Source organism: Mycobacterium paraffinicum (assembly GCF_025822865.1).
Lineage (GTDB): Bacteria > Actinomycetota > Actinomycetes > Mycobacteriales > Mycobacteriaceae > Mycobacterium > Mycobacterium paraffinicum.
The window spans coordinates 504,347-523,224 of sequence record NZ_JACKUR010000016.1 but is presented as its reverse complement, the minus strand read 5'-3'; the positions used below and the strand labels follow the sequence as shown (position 1 = coordinate 523,224).

The 18,878-nt window shown below is 68.0% G+C and carries 15 protein-coding genes and 2 pseudogenes; 16 read left to right on the top strand and 1 reads right to left on the bottom strand.

What is annotated here, in order from left to right; genetic code table 11:
- Window positions 1-69: 69 nt before the first annotated feature.
- From H7J89_RS07795 to H7J89_RS07750, 10 genes and pseudogenes are all read left to right on the top strand, one after another.
- A pseudogene (locus tag H7J89_RS07795) lies at window positions 70-1,407 on the top strand (IS1182 family transposase); the annotation flags it as partial.
- Between the two features lie 8 nt (window positions 1,408-1,415).
- A pseudogene (locus tag H7J89_RS25995) lies at window positions 1,416-1,742 on the top strand (transposase); the annotation flags it as partial.
- Window positions 1,743-2,196: 454 nt separating this feature from the next.
- Window positions 2,197-2,829: a ComF family protein gene (locus H7J89_RS07785; RefSeq protein WP_264040011.1), complete on the top strand. Its 633-nt coding sequence runs from the start codon at window positions 2,197-2,199 to the stop codon at window positions 2,827-2,829.
- Between the two features lie 320 nt (window positions 2,830-3,149).
- A complete protein-coding gene (gene hpf, locus H7J89_RS07780) occupies window positions 3,150-3,818 on the top strand; it encodes a ribosome hibernation-promoting factor, HPF/YfiA family (RefSeq protein ID WP_372513737.1) in 669 nt (222 codons plus the stop codon).
- 136 nt (window positions 3,819-3,954) lie between these two features.
- Entirely contained in the window at window positions 3,955-6,777 is a 2,823-nt protein-coding gene (gene secA, locus H7J89_RS07775) for a preprotein translocase subunit SecA (RefSeq protein ID WP_264039984.1), read from the top strand.
- A 139-nt stretch (window positions 6,778-6,916) separates the two neighbouring features.
- Window positions 6,917-7,663, top strand: a complete 747-nt coding sequence (locus H7J89_RS07770; protein WP_264039976.1) for a hypothetical protein — start codon at window positions 6,917-6,919, stop codon at window positions 7,661-7,663.
- Window positions 7,664-7,687: 24 nt separating this feature from the next.
- The gene (locus H7J89_RS07765) at window positions 7,688-8,929 is read left to right on the top strand and encodes a LuxR C-terminal-related transcriptional regulator (protein ID WP_264039970.1); all 1,242 of its coding nucleotides are present in this window, start codon (window positions 7,688-7,690) and stop codon (window positions 8,927-8,929) included.
- A gap of 69 nt (window positions 8,930-8,998) precedes the next feature.
- Complete coding sequence (gene mddA, locus H7J89_RS07760) at window positions 8,999-9,754, top strand: methanethiol S-methyltransferase (RefSeq protein ID WP_264039962.1); 756 nt, start codon at window positions 8,999-9,001, stop codon at window positions 9,752-9,754.
- A gap of 71 nt (window positions 9,755-9,825) precedes the next feature.
- A complete protein-coding gene (locus H7J89_RS07755; RefSeq protein ID WP_066956234.1) occupies window positions 9,826-10,308 on the top strand; it encodes a cation:proton antiporter regulatory subunit in 483 nt (160 codons plus the stop codon).
- A gap of 4 nt (window positions 10,309-10,312) precedes the next feature.
- A complete protein-coding gene (locus H7J89_RS07750; protein ID WP_264039948.1) occupies window positions 10,313-11,470 on the top strand; it encodes a cation:proton antiporter in 1,158 nt (385 codons plus the stop codon).
- A gap of 6 nt (window positions 11,471-11,476) precedes the next feature.
- On the opposite strand, the gene H7J89_RS07745 is transcribed toward H7J89_RS07750, so the two are convergent.
- Window positions 11,477-12,019: an Rv3235 family protein gene (locus H7J89_RS07745; protein ID WP_264039939.1), complete on the bottom strand. Its 543-nt coding sequence runs from the start codon at window positions 12,017-12,019 to the stop codon at window positions 11,477-11,479.
- A gap of 186 nt (window positions 12,020-12,205) precedes the next feature.
- Here H7J89_RS07745 and H7J89_RS07740 point away from each other — a divergent pair, with 186 nt between their 5' ends.
- The 6 genes from H7J89_RS07740 (at window position 12,206) to H7J89_RS07715 (ending at window position 18,877) form a co-directional block, all read left to right on the top strand.
- Entirely contained in the window at window positions 12,206-13,627 is a 1,422-nt protein-coding gene (locus H7J89_RS07740) for a WS/DGAT/MGAT family O-acyltransferase (RefSeq protein ID WP_264039932.1), read from the top strand.
- 40 nt (window positions 13,628-13,667) lie between these two features.
- On the top strand, window positions 13,668-14,534 hold the full coding sequence (ppk2, locus tag H7J89_RS07735; RefSeq protein WP_264039924.1) for a polyphosphate kinase 2: 867 nt from the start codon (window positions 13,668-13,670) through the stop codon (window positions 14,532-14,534).
- A 3-nt stretch (window positions 14,535-14,537) separates the two neighbouring features.
- A complete protein-coding gene (locus tag H7J89_RS07730; protein ID WP_372513736.1) occupies window positions 14,538-15,047 on the top strand; it encodes a DUF6912 family protein in 510 nt (169 codons plus the stop codon).
- A gap of 84 nt (window positions 15,048-15,131) precedes the next feature.
- Entirely contained in the window at window positions 15,132-16,328 is a 1,197-nt protein-coding gene (locus H7J89_RS07725) for a ferredoxin reductase (protein ID WP_372513735.1), read from the top strand.
- Between the two features lie 95 nt (window positions 16,329-16,423).
- On the top strand, window positions 16,424-17,719 hold the full coding sequence (locus H7J89_RS07720; protein WP_264039910.1) for a fatty acid desaturase family protein: 1,296 nt from the start codon (window positions 16,424-16,426) through the stop codon (window positions 17,717-17,719).
- A 93-nt stretch (window positions 17,720-17,812) separates the two neighbouring features.
- Window positions 17,813-18,877: an AraC family transcriptional regulator gene (locus H7J89_RS07715; protein WP_264039902.1), complete on the top strand. Its 1,065-nt coding sequence runs from the start codon at window positions 17,813-17,815 to the stop codon at window positions 18,875-18,877.
- Window position 18,878: the final 1 nt, after the last annotated feature.

Genomic DNA, 18,878 nt, shown 5'->3' with positions numbered 1-18,878 from the left:
CTAGGAGCCTGCTGAATTAATCCCGCGTGGCGGGGTGGGTTGTGCTGGGGTTTTCGGGATGATCAGTGGGTGCAGGGTCGTTCTGATGATCAGCGTGAGTTGTTGGATGCCGAGTCGGTGGCCGGGCATCTTTTGAAGTCTGACAGCGTGTTTGCGTTCCTGGCGGCGCATCGGGGTGAGTTGTTCCCTGAGGCGATGTTCGCCGACCTGTTTCCCTCGCGTCGGGGCCGACCGAGCGTGCCGGCTGAAGTGATGGCCAGCGTGATCACTTTGCAGGCGCTGCATGGCTTGTCCGATAACGAGACTGTCGANGCGGTCACCTTCGATTTGCGGTGGAAAGCGGCGTGCGGGCTGCCGATCACCGAGGGCGCTTTCCATTCGACGACGTTGACGTACTGGCGGCGTCGGCTGGCGGCTTCGGAGCGGCCGAACCGGATCTTTGAGGCGGTCAAAGCCGTGGTGGCCCAAACCGGGGTGTTGGCCGGTAAGACCCGGCGGGCACTGGATTCCACGGTCCTTGACGATGCGGTGGCCACCCAGGACACCGTGACCCAGTTGATCGCCGCGATCCGCCGGGTCCGGCGCGAGATCCCCGACGCCGCTGCGGTCATCGCCGGGCAGTGCACCGCCCACGACTACGACGATCCGGGTAAACCGGCGATTGCCTGGAATGACCAGGGCGCCCGTGAGCAGTTGGTCGATGGCTTGGTCAGCGACGCTCACCGGCTGCTGGGGCATCTGCCCGAGCAGGAGCTGGGGCCGCGGGCGGCGGAGGCGGTCGCGTTGTTGGCGCTGGTCGCCGGCCAAGACGTCGAACCCGTCGAGGGCTCCGATGGCACCGACGGGCATTGGCGCATCGCACACAACGTCGCCGGTGACCGCGTGATTTCGACGGTGGATCCCGAAGCGCGCCATGCTCATAAGACGGTGCACCACCGCCAGGACGGCTTTAAGGCCCACATCGCCATCGAACCCGATACCGGGCTCATCACCGACTGCGCGCTGACCAAAGCCAGCGGACCCGATAACCACGAGGCCGTCGTCGGGCTGGCCCTCCTCGAGGAGGAGCAGACCCCGGTGAGGGTACTTGGCGATTCGGCGTACGGCACCGGTGCGGCGCGGGCCGCACTTGCTGTTAACGGACATACCGCGCTGATCAAACCGAACCCACTACGCGCCCCGATGCCCGGCGGCTTCACCACCGACGACTTCACCATCGACTTCGCGGCCCGCACCGTGACATGTCCAGCCAATCACACCCTGCCGATCCCGGCCAGCGGCGGCGTCGGCTTCAAGAAGCGTTGTCGCTCTTGCTCATTGGCGTCACGTTGCACTACAGCCAAAGCCGGACGCAAACTCACCCTCACCAGCTACGAACCGTTGCTACGCGCTGCGCGCACTCAAGCAGCGTCGGCTTCAAGAAGCGTTGTCGCTCTTGCTCATTGGCGTCACGTTGCACTACAGCCAAAGCCGGACGCAAACTCACCCTCACCAGCTACGAACCGTTGCTACGCGCTGCGCGCACTCAAGCACGCGACCCTGACTGGCAGGCCGAATACCGGCGGCATCGACCGATGGTCGAACGCTCGATCGCCTGGCTAACCCGAGGTAACCGCAAGGTCCGCTACCGCGGCGCCATCAAAAACGATCACTGGCTGCACCACCGCGCCGCCGCGCTGAACCTGCGCCGACTGATCGCGATGGGCCTGACCTCCACCGGTAACACCTGGGCCATCGCCTAAACCACCCACTCACCGGCCTTGCCTCCCCCCCGCACTGGCTGCACCACCGCGCCGCCGCGCTGAACCTGCGCCGACTGATCGCGATGGGCCTGACCTCCACCGGTAACACCTGGGCCATCGCCTAAACCACCCACTCACCGGCCTTGCCTCCCCCCCGCCCACCCGTGCCACTCTCAAACCGGCGGGGCGACCTCTCCTGTCGACCTCAGGGTCTGACTTCCACAACGCCGCAAGACGGCTCGAGGCGCCTCGCCCCAAACACCACTAATTCAGCAGGCTCCTAGCCCCGTGCCACTCTCAAACCGGCGGGGCGACCTCTCCTGTCGACCTCAGGGTCTGACTTCCACAACGCCGCAAGACGGCTCGAGGCGCCTCGCCCCAAACACCACTAATTCAGCAGGCTCCTAGCGGCGATCGTCCGGGTCTTGTCGGTCCCGCCCGCGACACTGGCGCCATGCTCGACCTCATCCTGCCGCTGCAGTGCGGCGGCTGCGGGGCGCCGTCGACCCGCTGGTGTGACGCCTGCGCACGCGAGCTGGCGGTCGGCGCGGACCAACCGCACGTGGTGAACCCCCGGATCGACCCGCAGGTGCCGGTGTTCGCCCTCGGCCGCTACGCCGGCGCGCGCCGGCAAGCGATCCTGGCGCTCAAGGAGCAGGGCCGCGCCGATCTCGTCGGGCCGTTGGCGGTTGCGCTGGCCACCGGCGTGCACCGGCTGCTGTCGTGGGGAATCGTCGAGACCCCGCTGACCGTCGTGCCGGCGCCGACGCGTCGTTCGGCGGCGCGCCGTCGCGGCGGCGACCCGGTCACCCGGCTGGCGCGCACCGCGGTCGCCCGCCACCCGGCCGTCGCGGTCGCCCCGGCGCTGCGGATGCGGGCACTGGTTCGCGACTCCGTGGGCCTGGGCACGGCGGCCCGTGAGCGCAACGTCGCGGGCCGGGTGCTGCTGCGCGGAACACCGCCGCGAACCGAGGTCCTGATCGTCGACGACATCGTCACCACCGGTGCGACGGCCCGCGAGTCGGTGCGGGTGCTGGACGCCGCCGGCGTCCGGGTGACCGCCGTGTTGGCGGTCGCTGTCGCGTGAGGCTGTGCGGTCGCCAAGAGTATGTGAAGAACTCGCAACAGCTCCGCGAAATCAGTGGCATGGCGAGGCAAACAAGAGCTAACGTCGAGAACAACGTTAATCAACTCACTGGTCTGCCTCACTGGTCGCGACATTCTCAGGTTGAGACCCCACTCGCGGGAAGGGGTGAGTATTCGACACCTTGCATCGGCGAGCACTCTGCGGCGGTGACTTCTTAAGGACCGCTCTCCCACCTCGTCGGCGCGTCGTTAGCAAGCCGGGCACGCAGGGCGCGTGCGACGTGAAAGAGAAACGAGTTGTCACGTATGTCAAGGCTATCCGTGGATTCCGGTCAGATTCTCGACCAACCGCCGACGCAAACCGACGGCCAACCCCAACCGACGACCACTGCCGAAGTCGTTTTCAAGGGCCGCAATGTAGAAATCCCCGACCACTACCGTCTGTACGTCTCCCAGAAACTTGCCCGCCTCGAGCGGTTCGATCGCTCCATCTATCTCTTCGATGTCGAGCTCAAACACGCGCCGAACCGGCGCCAGCGCAAATCGTGTCAACGCGTGGAGATCACCGCCCGCGGCCGCGGACCGGTCAGCCGGGCGGAGGCCTGCGCCGACAGCTTCTACGCGGCGTTCGAGTCCGCGGTGGACAAACTGGAGAACCGGCTGCGCCGCGTGAAGGACCGCCGCAAGGTCCACTACGGCGACAAGACGCCGGTGTCGCTGGCCGCCGCCACCGCGGTCGTTCCGCCGCCGCGGCAGGAACGCATGCCGGAGCCGCCCGCCGACCATGACGGCGCCGACGCCGGCCACGAGCCCGGGCGGATCGTGCGGACCAAGGAGCACCCCGCCACGCCGATGACGGTCGACGACGCGCTCTACGAGATGGAGCTCGTCGGGCACGACTTCTTCTTGTTCCACGACAAGCAGACCGAACGGCCGTGTGTGGTCTACCGCCGGCACGCCTACGACTACGGGCTGATCAGGCTCTCCTGACGTGGTCTTCGGGCGGCGACCCGCAGCGCCCGGCGGTGTCGCGCTTGCGCTCGCCGCTACGGCGGCCTTTGGGAGGTTGTCACCTACCATGGGAGTCGCTTAAGAGAAGAGACTCCTACCAACAGGGGACATAGCTGTGCTGTCGAAGTTGCTGCGCGTCGGCGAAGGCCGCATGCTCAAGCGTCTCAAGCGGGTGTCTGACTACGTCAACACCTTGTCCGACGAGGTCGAAAAGCTGACCGACGCGGAGCTGCGGGCCAAGACCGACGAGTTCAAGAAGCGGCACGCCGACGGTGAAAGCCTCGACGACCTGCTGCCCGAGGCGTTCGCGGTGGCCCGCGAGGCGGCCTGGCGGGTGCTCGACCAGCGCCCGTTCGACGTGCAGGTGATGGGCGCGGCGGCGCTCCACTTCGGCAACGTCGCCGAGATGAAGACCGGTGAGGGCAAGACCCTGACCTCGGTGTTGCCGGCCTACCTCAACGGCATCGGTGGCAATGGCGTGCACGTCGTCACGGTCAACGACTACCTGGCCAAACGCGACAGCGAGTGGATGGGCCGCGTGCACCGCTTCCTCGGCCTGGACGTCGGCGTGATCCTCGCGCAGATGACGCCGGACGAGCGCCGCGTGGCGTATGCCGCCGACATCACCTACGGCACCAACAACGAGTTCGGCTTCGACTACCTGCGCGACAACATGGCGCACTCGCTCGACGACCTGGTGCAGCGCGGGCACAACTTCGCCATCGTCGACGAGGTCGACTCCATCCTGATCGACGAGGCCCGCACCCCGCTGATCATCTCCGGGCCCGCCGACGGGGCCTCCAACTGGTACCTCGAGTTCGCCCGGTTGGCGCCGCTGATGGAAAAGGACGTCCACTACGAGGTGGACCTGCGCAAACGCACCGTCGGTGTGCACGAGCTGGGCGTCGAGTTCGTCGAGGACCAGCTCGGCATCGACAACCTGTACGAGGCCGCCAACTCGCCGCTGGTCAGCTACCTCAACAACGCGCTGAAGGCCAAGGAGCTGTTCAACCGCGACAAGGACTACATCGTCCGCGACGGCGAGGTCCTCATCGTCGACGAGTTCACCGGCCGCGTGCTCTACGGCCGCCGCTACAACGAGGGCATGCACCAGGCGATCGAGGCCAAGGAGCACGTCGAGATCAAGGCCGAGAACCAGACGCTGGCCACCATCACGCTGCAGAACTACTTCCGGCTCTACGACAAGCTCGCCGGCATGACCGGTACCGCCCAGACCGAGGCGGCCGAGCTGCACGAGATCTACAAGCTGGGCGTGGTGCCCATCCCGACCAACAAGCCGATGGTCCGCACCGACCAGTCCGACCTCATCTACAAGACGGAGGAGGCCAAGTACATCGCGGTGGTCGACGACGTCGTCGAGCGTTACGAGAAGGGCCAGCCCGTGCTGATCGGTACCACCAGCGTCGAGCGCTCGGAGTACCTGTCGCGGCAGTTCCAGAAGCGACGGGTCCCGCACAACGTGCTCAACGCCAAGTACCACGAGCAGGAGGCCGGCATCGTCGCCGTGGCGGGCCGCCGCGGCGGGGTCACCGTGGCCACCAACATGGCCGGCCGCGGTACCGACATCGTGCTGGGCGGCAACGTCGACTTCCTCACCGACCAGCGGCTGCGCGAACGCGGCCTCGATCCGGTCGAGACGCCCGACGAATACGAGGCGGCCTGGCACGAGGAGCTGCCGATAGTCAAGGAGGAGGCCGGCAAGGAGGCCGCCGAGGTGGTCGAGGCCGGCGGTCTGTACGTGCTGGGCACCGAGCGTCACGAGTCGCGACGCATCGACAACCAGCTGCGCGGCCGCTCCGGCCGGCAGGGCGACCCGGGCGAGTCGCGCTTCTACTTGTCGCTGGGCGACGAGCTCATGCGCCGGTTCAACGGCGCCGCGCTGGAGGCGATGCTGAACCGGCTGAACCTGCCCGACGACGTGCCGATCGAAGCCAAGATGGTCACCCGGGCGATCAAGAGCGCGCAGACCCAGGTCGAGCAGCAGAACTTCGAGGTCAGAAAGAACGTCCTCAAGTACGACGAGGTGATGAACCAGCAGCGCAAGGTGATCTACGCCGAGCGTCGCCGCATCCTGGAAGGCGAGAACGTCAAGGATCAGGCGCTGGGCATGGTCCGCGACGTGGTCACCGCGTACGTCAACGGCGCGACGGCCGAGGGCTACGCCGAGGATTGGGACCTGGAGGCGTTGTGGACGGCGCTCAAGACGCTGTACCCGGTCGGCATCGAGCACGAGCCCTTGATGCGCCTCGACGGTGACTCCGAGCGCGACGACCTCACCCGCGAGGAGTTGCTCGACGAGCTGCTCAAAGACGCCGAACGTGCTTATGCCGCAAGGGAAGCCGAGCTCGAGGAGCTCGCGGGCGAGGGCGCCATGCGCCAGCTGGAACGCAACGTGCTGCTCAACGTCATCGACCGCAAGTGGCGCGAGCACCTCTACGAGATGGACTACCTCAAGGAGGGCATCGGGCTGCGCGCGATGGCGCAGCGCGATCCGCTGGTGGAGTACCAGCGCGAGGGCTACGACATGTTCATGGCCATGCTCGACGGCATGAAAGAGGAGTCGGTCGGCTTCCTGTTCAACGTCACCGTCGAGGCGGTGCCGTCCCCGCAGGTCGCGCCGGTGGAAACGCCCGAGGGGCTCAAGGATTTGGGAACCGCCGCAGACCAGGGCGACACCGCCCCGCCCGTGCGCGAAGAGCCCCCAACTCAGTTGCGCGCCAAGGGCATCGACAACGAGGCGCCCGCCATGACCTACTCCGGCCCGTCGGAGGACGGCTCGGCGCAGGTGCAGCGCAACGGCGGCGACGGGAAGGCCCCGGCCGGGGTTCCCGGCGGGGCGAGCCGCCGCGAGCGTCGGGAAGCCGCACGCCGGCAGGGCCGCGGCGCCAAGCCGCCCAAATCGGTGAAACGGCGCTAGGCCCCGCACTCGCCTTCTGCCGAGCGCCCGGCTGGCCGGGCGCCTTCCTCCCAGTGCCCGGCTGGCCGGGCGCTCGAGGCCGAAGATCTGAGGCAGCCGCCCCATGCGGTATGGCCGTGCGGGCGCGCACCATTCACGCATGACCAAAGCACGCACCCCACTGGACGCCGCCACGGCCGTCCTGCAAAAGCCCGACCTGCCCGCCGGAGACGACGAACGATTCGTCGGCTTCGGTGTCATGGGCCTTCCGTTCGCCAGCGGCCACTATCTGGCGCTGCGGCACTTCCCGGCCACGTCGTTCTCGCCCGGCTACCGGTCGGTGTGGCATCGCGACCCCGACGGCGTGTGGACCTTCTACGCGACGACGCCGGGTCCGCAGAGCTGCGCCCGCTTCTTCAGCGCGGCGACGCCCAACGACGCGGTGCAGTGCGACATCGACGTCGCCTGGGTCACCCCGTGGTCGCTGTTCGTGGAGATCCCGGGATTGCTTGCGTGGCAGATCGATATCCGTTCCACCCCGTCGACGCGGCTGATGAGCGTGGTCGGCGGGCGGTTGCCGGCGCGCGCGTGGACGAACCGGGCGGTGCTGGCCGCGTTGGGCCGGGCCGCCGGCCCGACCCTGCGCGCCGGCCGGGTCCGGCTCTCGGGAACGGCGCCCAACGGGCAGCGCTTCATGATCGCCCCCGCGCGGGTGTGGGCGGTGGCGCAGTCGCGCGCGATATGGCGCGATGCGGACCTCGGGCCCGTCGGGCCGCTGCCGCGCCAACCGCGGCTGGCCGGTTTCCGGCCGCCGCAACGAGGCCTGTTCGTGGTGGGCTCGGGGCATTTCGAAACGTTCGACGCCGGCCGCCACCATGCCGTCGGGCGCACTGTGCCAATCGGCTGACCGCGCGCCAATGAGCTGGGCACAATGAGGCCCATGTCGGAGCCCGAACTGCCGACCCGTGCGGAGCTGCTGGCGGCCCTGTCGGTGGCGATCGACCTCGGGCTGGGCCAGCCAGCCGAGCACATGCTGCGGGCGGCGACGATCGCGACCAGACTTGCCGACCGGCTCGGACTCGACGCGGAACAGCGGGACTGCACCTACTACACGACCTTGGTCATGTGGATCGGCTGTCACGCCGACTCCCACGGATACGCGCGGTGGTTCGGCGACGACATCGCCGTGCGCCACGACTCGTATCTCGTTGATTGGTCGGGCTTACCGTACTTGCGGTTCCTGGCCGGGAACGTGGGGCGCGGCCACCCGCTGGCGCACCGATTGAGCTTGATAGCAACGCTTTTCGCCGACGCGCGCGGCCACATCTCCCGGTTGATCCACTCGCATTGCACCTCGGCGGCCGTGCTGGCCGACCGAATCGGCCTGGGCCCCAACGTGCAGGCGGCAGTGGCGTTTGCGTTCGAGCGCTACGACGGCGGCGGGCTGCCCGCCGGCGCCCAGGGCGACGAGATCCCGATTCAGATGCGGATCGCCCAGCTGGCCGACATGGTCGAGGTGCACCACCGCACCTACGGCGTCGCGGGGGCGGTGGCGATGGTGCGCGAGCGGCGCGGCGGACAATTCGATCCCCAGGTCGCCGACGCCTTCCTTCGCCACGCCGAGGAGGTTCTGGCCGGGCCGCCGGCCGGCGACGCGTGGGCGGCGGCTCTGGCCGCGGCGCCCGATCGGCACCGGCGGCTTGACGACCAATCGCTGGACACCCTGCTCGTCGCACTCGGCGACTTCGTCGATCTGAAATGCCCGTTCACCCTTGGACATTCGCGCGCGGTGGCCCGGCTCGCCGGGGACGCCGCGCGGGCCGCGGGTCTCGACGCCCACGCGGTTGCCTTGACGCGGCGGGCGGGGCATGTACACGACCTGGGCCGCATCGGGGTGTCGAATCAGATCTGGTCCAGGCAAGGATCGTTGACGGCAGCGGGTCAGCCGGCGCAACGGCCTCACGTGCGCCCGGACGGGTTGACCCCCAGGGAGGTCGAGGTGCTGTGCCTGGTCGCGCGCGGCGCCTCGAACAAGGAGATCGCGGCGTCGTTGGTGATCAGCGAGAAAACGGCCCGCAACCACGTCGAGCGGACCTACGCCAAGATCGGCGTATCCAACCGCATCGGCGCCAGCATGTACGCGCTGCGCAACGGACTAGTCAAAAATGCCTAGGGCCCCGCTCGCCGATGATGAGGCAAACGACCTATATCCGAACGTGCCTGGCAGGCGGACACTTAGCCCATGAAGCGATACTTGACGCTTGGCTACGGCGCCGCGGCGTACCTGCTCTTCCTCGCGGCCTTTCTGTATCTCATTGGTTTCGTGGGCAACCTCGCGGTGCCGCGAAGCGTTGACCGTGGGCTAGCCGCGCCCGTCGCCGCGGCAATACCCATCAACGCGGCGCTGGTCGCCTTGTTCGGCGTCCAGCACAGCGTGATGGCCCGGCCCGCATTCAAGCGATGGTGGGTGCGGTTGGTGCCGTCGACACTCGAGCGCAGCACCTACGTGCTGCTGTCGAGTGTGGTGCTGGCCCTGCTGTACTGGCAGTGGCGAACGATGCCAACGGTCATCTGGGATGTGCGGATGCCGCCGGCCCGCGCGGTGCTGTGGGCGCTGTTCTGGCTCGGCTGGGCGATAGCGCTGCTGGCGACGTTCCTGATCAACCATTTCGATTTGTTCGGGCTCCGGCAGGTGTATCTCGCGTCGCGTCAAAAGCCTTACACCAGCGTGGAATTCCGCGTGCGTCTGCTCTACCGCGTGGTGCGTCACCCCCTGATGCTCGGGATGCTCATCGCGTTCTGGGCGGCGCCGACCATGACGGCCGGACACCTGCTGTTCTCGATCGGCATGACGACCTACATCCTGATCGCCACCCAGCTCGAAGAGCGTGACCTGGTCGCGTCTCTCGGCCACCCGTACCGCGAGTACCGCCGCGAGGTGTCGATGCTGCTGCCGATTCCGCGCCGCCAGGCCACGGGCACTGCCCGGCAGGGCTGAATCTTTGTAATTCGCTAGCAGCTCGGCGATCGGGTGACAGCGCCTCCGGCCAACCTGTCAGGATTGACGGTATGGATGTCAAGGAGGTGCTGCTGCCGGGCGTCGGCCTTCGCTACGAATTCACTGATCACAAGGGCGACCGCATCGGCATCATCGCGCGGCGGAGCGGCGACTTCGAGGTCGTCGTCTATGCCCGGGAGGACCCGGACGAGGCCCGGCCGCTCCTGCACCTCAGCGACGAAGAGGCCGAGGCGGTTGCCCAGATCCTGGGGGCACCGCGCATCGCCGAGCGGTTCACCGAGCTGGCCCGCGAAATACCCGGACTCGAAACGGGGCAGGTCCACATCCTGGCCGATAGCCCCTTCGTGGGCCATCCCTTGGGCGACACGCACGCCCGCACCCGCACCGGTGCCTCCATCGTCGCCATCGTGCGTAACGAGGAAGTGCTCGCCTCGCCGGGTCCGGCCGAAATGCTCTATGCCCGAGACGTTTTGATTGTCATCGGCACCCAGGACGGCATCGCCGGCGTCGAACAGATCATCGACAAGGGCTGAGCCGGTGCAAGTTTCGTGGGCGCTGCTGTTACAACTCGGCGCCCTCCTGGCCACGCTGGCCGTAGTAGGCGCCATCGCACGCCGATTCGCCTTGTCTCCGATCCCGGTGTACCTGCTGGCGGGCCTGTCGCTGGGTAAGGGCGGGATCCTGCCGCTGGACGCCGGGGGCCAGTTCATCACGACGAGCGCGCCCATCGGCGTCGTGCTGCTGCTGCTCACCCTGGGCCTGGAATTCTCCGCGGCCGAGTTCGCCGCCAGCCTGCGCCACCACCTGCCGTCGGCGGGGGTCGACATCGTCCTCAACGCGGCGCCCGGTGCGGTCGCCGGCTGGCTGCTGGGATTGGACGGCGTGGCGATCCTGTGCCTGGCCGGAGTCACCTACATCTCCTCCTCGGGCGTCATCGCGCGGCTGCTGGAGGACTTGCACCGGCTGGGTAACCGGGAGACGCCGGCGGTGCTCTCCGTGCTGGTCCTCGAGGACTTCGCGATGGCGGCCTACCTGCCGCTGTTCGCCGTCCTGGCGTCCGGCGGCGGCTGGCTGCACGCCGTCGTAGGCATGGTGGTGGCGGTGGCCGCGCTGCTGGCGGCGTTCGCCGCGTCCTACCGCTGGGGTCACCATGTCGGCCGGCTGGTCGAGCACCCCGACTCCGAACAGCTGCTGCTGCGGGTGCTGGGCGTCACCTTGATCGTGGCGGCGCTGGCCGAATCCCTGCACGCGTCGGCCGCCGTCGGCGCGTTCCTGGTGGGGCTGACGCTGACCGGGGAAACGGCGGACCGGGCGCGCCGGGTGCTGGGCCCGCTGCGGGATCTGTTCGCCGCCATCTTCTTCCTGGCTATCGGCTTCTCGGTCGATCCGCACGCGCTCATCCCGATGCTTCCCGCGGCGCTGATACTGGCCGCGGTGACCGCGGCGACCAAGGTGGCCACCGGGATCTTCGCCGCCCGCCGCGACGGAGTCGCGCGGCGCGGGCAACTGCGCGCGGGCACCGCGCTGGTCGCCAGGGGAGAGTTCTCGCTGATCATCATCGGATTGGCCGGCACGTCGATCCCCGCGGTCGCCGCGCTGGCGACGGCGTACGTGTTCATCATGGCGATCGTCGGGCCGGTGCTGACCCGCTACACGGGTGGTCCGCTCGCGCCGGCCGCCGGGCCGCCACACTAGCCCCGATCAACCGATGTGCAGGGCCACCACCAGCCAGCCGGCGCCGGCGGACGCCCGCTCGACGCGGCAGGCGATGGCGTGGATCCGGTTGCCGCGGCTGTACGAGCCGGAAACCTCGGCCGCGGCCTCGGGGTCGCGACCGGCCGGCTGCAGGCGCAGCCGCCGAAGCACCGCCGCGCCCTGCTGACCGCCGGCCGCATGGCCCACCGAGACGACGGAATCCACCAGGCTTGGCGTCAGCAACGGGCGCAGCTGGGCGGCGGGGCGGCGGCGGTCGATCACCTCGAGCACCCGGCGCAGCGCCGCGTCGGCGAATATCGCGGCCTGCCGCATCGGCCCCGACATCGCGGTCCGCGGCTCGTCGGCCGGCTGCCTGGCGGGCGGGCAGGGCCGGTGCGGCGCGTGGGCGCTGCGCCTGCGCAACGGCGCGCGCGACGACGGCAGGCAGGAAGGGACGCTCCGAGGTACGTCTTGTGCCGGGGGCTCGTAGTCGACGACGGGTAGGACGGCGAAGGCGCCGGGCGGACCCGCGACAGGACTGATGTTCAACGCGCACTCTCCAACTCTTGGGTCGAACTCCCTCAAGCCCGCTGGAGAGTGGCAGGCAGTGGTCATCATGGCACAACTCGGGCCGGCGCGTACCCGCGCTCGGACGTTGCCCGGTCGGACGATTACCGTGGGCGGGACATCTCCTTCAGCAACAGGGCGATGATTCGGTGAGGAGGACTGCGCCCTATGGTGACCCGGCTGTCCCCATCGGACGCATCGTTTTTTCGGCTGGAAAACACGGCCACCCCGATGTACGTCGGATCGCTGTCGATCCTGCACCGGCCGCGCGCCGGATTGAGCTACGAGACGCTGCTGGCCACCATCGAGCGGCGGCTGCCGCAGATTCCCCGCTATCGGCAAAAGGTCCGGGAGGTCCGGGTCGGATCGGCCCGGCCCGTCTGGGTCGACGACGGCGACTTCGACATCGCCTATCACGTCCGGCGCTCCGCCCTGCCCTCCCCGGGCAGCGACGAACAACTGCACGAGCTGATCGCCCGGCTGGCCGCCCGGCCGCTGGACAAGTCCCGGCCGCTGTGGGAGATGTATCTGGTCGAGGGCCTGTCCAAGAACCGCGTCGCCCTCTACACCAAGTCGCATCAAGCCCTCATCAACGGCATGACGGCGCTGGAGATCAACCACGTCATCGCCGATCGCACCAAACGCCCGCCGCCCTTCGCCGAAGACATTTGGGTGCCGGAACGCGACCCGGGTGACGCGCGGCTGATCTTCGGGGCCATCGGTGACTGGTTCGTGGGGCCGGGCACCCAGCTGCAGGCCGTCGGCTCGGCCATCGGCGGCCTGATGACCAACCATGGCGAACTGCTCGCCGCCGGCCGCCGAGTCCTCGATTTCGCGCGCACCGTGGCGCGCGGCACCGCACCCAGCAGCCCGCTCAATGCCACCGTGTCGCGCCACCGGCGGTTCACGGTCGCGTGCGGCAACCTCGACGACTACCGCACCGTGCGCGCCCGGTACGACTGCGACGTCAACGACGTGGTGCTCGCGGTGATCGCCGGCGCCCTGGGCAGCTGGCTGATGTCACGCGGGGTGGCGGTGTCGGCGACCGCGACGGTGCGGGCCATGGCGCCGCTGTCCATCTACGCCGACGGTCAGCTCGATGCGACCGGCCCCGGTCAGGCCATCAGCCAGGTGATGCCGTTTTTGGTCGACCTGCCGGTGGGGGAGCCGAACGCGGTGGTGCGGCTGTCGCAGATCGCGCACGCCACCGAATCGAACCCGACGGCCGCCCGCCTGGTGGACGCCAGGACCATCGTCACGCTGTCGGGATTTGCCCCACCCACGCTGCACGCCATGGGTATCCGGGTCGCCACCAGCTTCCCCAGCTTTTCCAGGCGGACGTTCAACCTGCTGATCACGAACGCGCCGGGTGCCCAGTCGCAGATGTACATCGCCGGCACCAAGTTGCTGGAGACCTACGCCGTCCCGCCGCTGTTGCACAACCAGGCGCTGGCCATCAGCGTGACGTCGTATAACGGGATGCTCTACTTCGGCATCAATGCCGACCGCGAAGCGATGAGCGACGTCGAGCTGCTGCCGGGCCTGCTGAACCAGGCGCTCGAGGAATTGCTGGAAGCTTCCCGCTCGTAGTCGGAGGTGAACCTTGCTGCCGGGATCTATCATCCGTTGAATGAGCACCGCGACCAAAGACGGCGAGTCTGCGAAGGCACACACAAAGAAATCGGCTTCGCCGTCCGTGCGGAAGGTGCCCGACGAGGTATATCGAGCTGAATTGTTCCGGCTGCAAACCGAATTCGTCACGCTGCAGGAGTGGGTGCGGCACACCGGTGCCCGCGTCGTGGTCATCTTCGAAGGCCGCGACGGAGCGGGCAAGGGCGGAACCATCAAGCGGATCACCGAATACCTGAACCCACGGGCCGTCCGCATCGCGGCACTGCCCGCGCCGACGGAGCGGGAGCGCGGACAGTGGTACTACCAGCGCTATATCGCCCATCTGCCCGCCAAAGGGGAGATCGTGCTGTTCGATCGGTCGTGGTACAACCGCGCCGGTGTCGAGAAGGTCATGGGATTCTGCACGCCGCAGGAGTACGTGTTGTTTTTGCGGCAGACGCCCATTTTCGAGCAGTTGCTGATCGATGAGGGGATCCTGCTCCGCAAGTATTGGTTCTCGGTTTCCGAGGCCGAACAGCTGCGCCGGTTCAGGGCGCGGCTGAATGACCCTGTGCGGCAATGGAAACTGTCCACCATGGACTTGCAATCGGTCTATAGGTGGGAAGAATATTCGCGGGCCAAGGACGAGATGATGGTGCACACCGATACCTCGTTCAGCCCTTGGTATGTAGTGGAATCGGATATCAAGAAGCACGCGCGGCTGAACATGATGGCCCATTTGTTGTCCACCATCGACTACCACGACGTGGAGCGGCCGAAGATCAAACTGCCGAAACTTCCGCTCCCGGCTGTGAGTTACCAGCGCCCGCCGCGCGACCTGGCGACCTATGTCGACGACTTCGCGGCCACGTTGATCGGGGACTGAGCCATCCAGGTCTACATTCCGGCCACGCTGGCCATGTTGCAGGGGCTGGTCGCCGACGGTTCGTTGCGGCCCGTCAACGGCACCGCGTTCGCGCTGACGCCGACGTTGCGCGAGGCGTACGCCGAGGGCGACGACGATGAGCTGGCCGAGGTCGCGCTGCGCGAGGCGGCGCTGGCGTCGCTGCGGCTGCTGGCCGACACGGAAGCCGAAGGGGCCGCCGGATCCCTGCCGCCGCGGCGCGCGGTGCTGGCCGCCGAGGTCGGCGACGTCAGCTTCCGACCCGATCTCGACGACGCGGTGGTGAGACTCGGCGGGCCCGTCGCGCTGGCGGACGTGATCGCCGCGTACGTCGACAACGCGGATGCCGAGCCGGCGGTGACGAAGGCGATCGAGGCCATCGACGCCGCCGACCTGGGTGACGAGGATGCCGAACTGATCGTCGGCGACGCGCAAGACCACGACTTGGCTTGGTACGCCAACCAGGAGCTGCCGTTCCTGCTCGAGCTGCTGTAGCCCAGCGCTCTCGGTCACAACGCTGGCTACGCAACCGTAGGTTACGGTACCGTAGGTTTCGTGAAGCCCACCCAATCGACCACAATGGTCAGCGCAAGCAAGACTCCGCGTAGTGAGCAGGAGCTTCCCCTGGGCAGACGTAACCCATCGATCAGGGGCAACGTCGTCGAGACCAAGCGGCCAGTCGTCGCCGGTGCCGAGCGGCACCCCGGTTGGCACGCGCTGCGCAAGATCGCCGCGCGCATCACGACACCACTGTTGCCCGACGACTACCTGCATCTGGCCAATCCACTGTGGTCGGCGCGGGAAGTGCGGGGCCGCATCCTCGAGGTGCGCCGCGAGACCGAGGATTCCGCGACCCTGGTGATCAAGCCGGGCTGGGGCTTCAACTTCGACTACCAGCCCGGTCAGTACATCGGGATCGGGCTGCTGATGGACGGACGCTGGCGCTGGCGGTCGTATTCGCTCACGTCCAGCCCCGCCGCGACGTCCGGATCCGGCTCGACACGCACGGTGACCATCACGGTGAAGGCGATGCCCGAAGGCTTTCTGTCGTCGCACCTGGTGGCGGGCGTCGAACGGGGGACCATCGTCCGGCTGGCCGCACCGCAGGGCAACTTCGTGCTGCCCGACCCGGCGCCGTCATCGATTTTGTTCCTCACCGCCGGATCCGGGATCACGCCGGTGATGTCCATGCTGCGAACTCTGGTGCGCCGCAACCAGATTGGTGACATCGCGCACGTGCATTCCGCGCCCACCGAGTCCGACGTGATGTTTCGGGCCGAGTTGGCCGCGCTGGCGGCCGACCATCCCGGCTATCGCCTGCTGCTGCGGGAAACCCGTACCCGGGGTCGTCTCGACCTCGCCCGGCTCGACCAGGAGGTACCGGACTGGCGCGAACGGCAGACCTGGGCCTGCGGGCCGGAGGGCATGCTGACCCAGGCCGAGCAGATCTGGTCGGCGGCGGGCATCGGCGACCGGTTGCACCTCGAACGATTCGCCGTGTCCAAGGCCGCGCCGGCCGGCGCCGGCGGAACGGTCACCTTCGCCCGGAGCGATCGCGCCGTCGTCGCCGACGCGGCGACGTCGTTGATGGACGCGGGGGAGGGCGCCGGCGTGCAGATGCCCTTCGGCTGCCGAATGGGTATATGCCAGTCGTGCGTCGTCAGCCTGGTGCAGGGACACGTCCGTGACCTGCGCACCGGCGCGGAACACGACCCGGGCACCCGGATTCAGACCTGCGTGTCGGCCGCTTCCGGCGATTGTGTGCTCGACATCTAAAGGCTACTCACAGGTAACCTACGGAATCGTAGGTTACGATAGCGTAGGTCTGCACCTGGTTTAGGACGGACAAATCGACCGCAGGGAGGACGACGATGGCGATCACCGACGTCGACGTATTTGCTCATCTGACGGACGCCGACATTGAGAACCTGGCCGTTGAGCTGGACGCCATCCGCCAGGACATTGAAGACTCTCGTGGCGCGCGCGACGCCCGCTACATCCGTCGCACCATCGCAGCGCAGCGCGCGCTGGAAGTATCGGGCCGGCTCTTGCTGGCCGCGAGTTCGCGCCGCTCGGCATGGTGGGCGGGGACCGTCACCTTGGGCGTGGCCAAGATCATCGAGAACATGGAGATCGGCCACAACGTCATGCACGGCCAGTGGGACTGGATGAACGACCCGGAGATCCACTCCTCGACGTGGGAGTGGGACATGAGCGGGTCGTCGAAGCACTGGCGCTACACCCACAACTTCGTGCATCACAAGTACACGAACATCCTCGGGATGGACGACGACGTCGGCTACGGCTTGCTGCGCGTCACCCGGGACCAGCGCTGGAAGCGCTTCAACATCTTGAACCTGTTCTACAACACCATGCTTGCGCTCCTCTTCGAGTGGGGCGTCGGACTGCAGCACGTGGAGCTCGGCAAGATCGCCAAGAAGCGGATGGACCAGGACGACGCCCGCCAGCGGGTGGACGAGTTCCTGGCCAAGGCGGGCCGCCAGGTGTTCAAGGACTATGTCGCGTTCCCGGCGCTGACCGCGCTGTCGCCCGGAGCCACCTACACGTCCACGTTGAAGGCCAACGCGGTCGCCAACGTGATCCGCAACGTCTGGGCCAACGCCGTCATCTTCTGCGGCCATTTCCCCGATGGCGCGGAGAAATTCACCAAGACCGACATGATCGGCGAGACCAAGGGGCAGTGGTACCTGCGCCAGATGCTGGGCAGCGCCAACTTCGAGGCGGGGCCGGCGCTGCGGTTCATGAGTGGCAACCTGTGCCACCAGATCGAGCACCACCTGTACCCGGACCTGCCGAGCAACCGGCTGCACGAGATCTCGGTGCGGGTCCGCGAGGTCTGCGACAAGTACGACCTGCCCTACACCACCGGCTCGTTCCTCGTGCAATACGGCAAGACCTGGCGCACGCTGGCCAAGTTGTCGCTGCCGAACAAGTACCTGCGCGATGACGCCGACAACGCTCCGGAAACCCGCAGCGAGCGCATGTTCGCCGATCTGGAGCCCGGTTTCGCGGGCACCGACCCGGAGACCGGCCGCCGGCGCGGGCTGAAGACCGCCATCGCGACCGTGCGTGGCTGGCGGCGCGCCAAGCGCGCGCAGCGGGATGCGCGGCGCGCGATCGGCGGCGCGGACGACCTGGCGGCCTAGCGCTTCGCCGAACGTGTACTGAGCGCGAGATTTCGGGCCGATTCTCGCCGTGAGTGCACGTTCGGCGGCGCCGCTGTTCGCCATACTGGACACGTGCAGGTGTTCGTCGGGTCGCAGGTTTCGCACTGGGATTTCCCGCGTAGCACGGTCAGTGTCGCGTTGATGACCGAGATCGGTTGCGAGAACGGCCTTGCCGTGGCGGATCTGCTCGAGGGAACCGGCCTGTCGCAGGCCGACCTGCACGACCCCAACCGGATGATCGTCGGACGCCAGGAGCTGGCGGTCGTGACGAACCTGGTGAACCTGCTGGGGGACCCGGCCGACCTCGGGGTTCGGGTGGGCGGCGCCTACCACGTCGGATCGTTGGGCATCTTTGGATTCGCCTGCCTGACCAGTTCGACACTGGGTGACGCCGTCCGGTTCGCGGCCCGGTTCTACGAACTGAGCTACGGCTTCTGCCTGCCGACCGTCACCGTGGACGGGCCGGTGGTGGCGATGCGGCTCGACCTGCCCGACCTGACCGGGCCGGTCGCGGAATTCCTGGTGCGACGCGACCTGGCGGCCATCGCCCGGGTCATGGCGGAAATGCTGGGCCGCCCAGTCCCATTCACCTCGATCGAGTTCGCGGGCCCGGCGCCGGCGTCGGGAGACGCATTGGCCCGCAAGGCATTCGGCGTCACACCGCGTTACGACTCACCCGCCAACGTGGCACGCTGGCCGGCCGCATTGCTGGACAACCCGCTGCCTCGGGCCAGCGAGATAACGGTGGCCACCTGCGAGCAGCAGTGTCGAGCCCTGTTGGAGCGCCGCCGGGAGCGGACCGGTGTCGCCCGGCGGGTGCGCGAGCGCCTGGCGTCGATCGACGGCGAACCCCACACGATCGCGGCCGTCGCCCGGCAATTGGCGATGAGCGAGCGGACGCTGCGGCGGCGGCTGGCGGAGGAGAACACGACCTTCCGCGATCTGGTCGAGGAGGTGCACCGGGTCCTCGCCGAGGAGCTGTTGGCAACCGGCGCACTGTCGGTTGAGGACGTCGCGTTGCGGCTGGGCTACGCCGAGGCGACGAGCTTCATCGCCGCGTTCAAGCGGTGGACGGGCACCACCCCCGCGCGCTATCAGCGGTCGGTCGCGCCGCGGGCCCGGCTCCAGGCCGTCTGAT

What these genes read in the sequence shown, in the direction of transcription:
- H7J89_RS07785 (WP_264040011.1), top strand. Translation starts at nt 2,197, where the DNA reads ATGCTCGACCTCATCCTGCCGCTGCAGTGCGGCGGCTGCGGGGCGCCG.
- H7J89_RS07770 (WP_264039976.1), top strand. Translation starts at nt 6,917, where the DNA reads ATGACCAAAGCACGCACCCCACTGGACGCCGCCACGGCCGTCCTGCAA.
- H7J89_RS07765 (WP_264039970.1), top strand. Translation starts at nt 7,688, where the DNA reads ATGAGGCCCATGTCGGAGCCCGAACTGCCGACCCGTGCGGAGCTGCTG.
- mddA (WP_264039962.1), top strand. Translation starts at nt 8,999, where the DNA reads ATGAAGCGATACTTGACGCTTGGCTACGGCGCCGCGGCGTACCTGCTC.
- H7J89_RS07755 (WP_066956234.1), top strand. Translation starts at nt 9,826, where the DNA reads ATGGATGTCAAGGAGGTGCTGCTGCCGGGCGTCGGCCTTCGCTACGAA.
- H7J89_RS07740 (WP_264039932.1), top strand. Translation starts at nt 12,206, where the DNA reads ATGGTGACCCGGCTGTCCCCATCGGACGCATCGTTTTTTCGGCTGGAA.
- ppk2 (WP_264039924.1), top strand. Translation starts at nt 13,668, where the DNA reads ATGAGCACCGCGACCAAAGACGGCGAGTCTGCGAAGGCACACACAAAG.
- H7J89_RS07725 (WP_372513735.1), top strand. Translation starts at nt 15,132, where the DNA reads ATGGTCAGCGCAAGCAAGACTCCGCGTAGTGAGCAGGAGCTTCCCCTG.
- H7J89_RS07720 (WP_264039910.1), top strand. Translation starts at nt 16,424, where the DNA reads ATGGCGATCACCGACGTCGACGTATTTGCTCATCTGACGGACGCCGAC.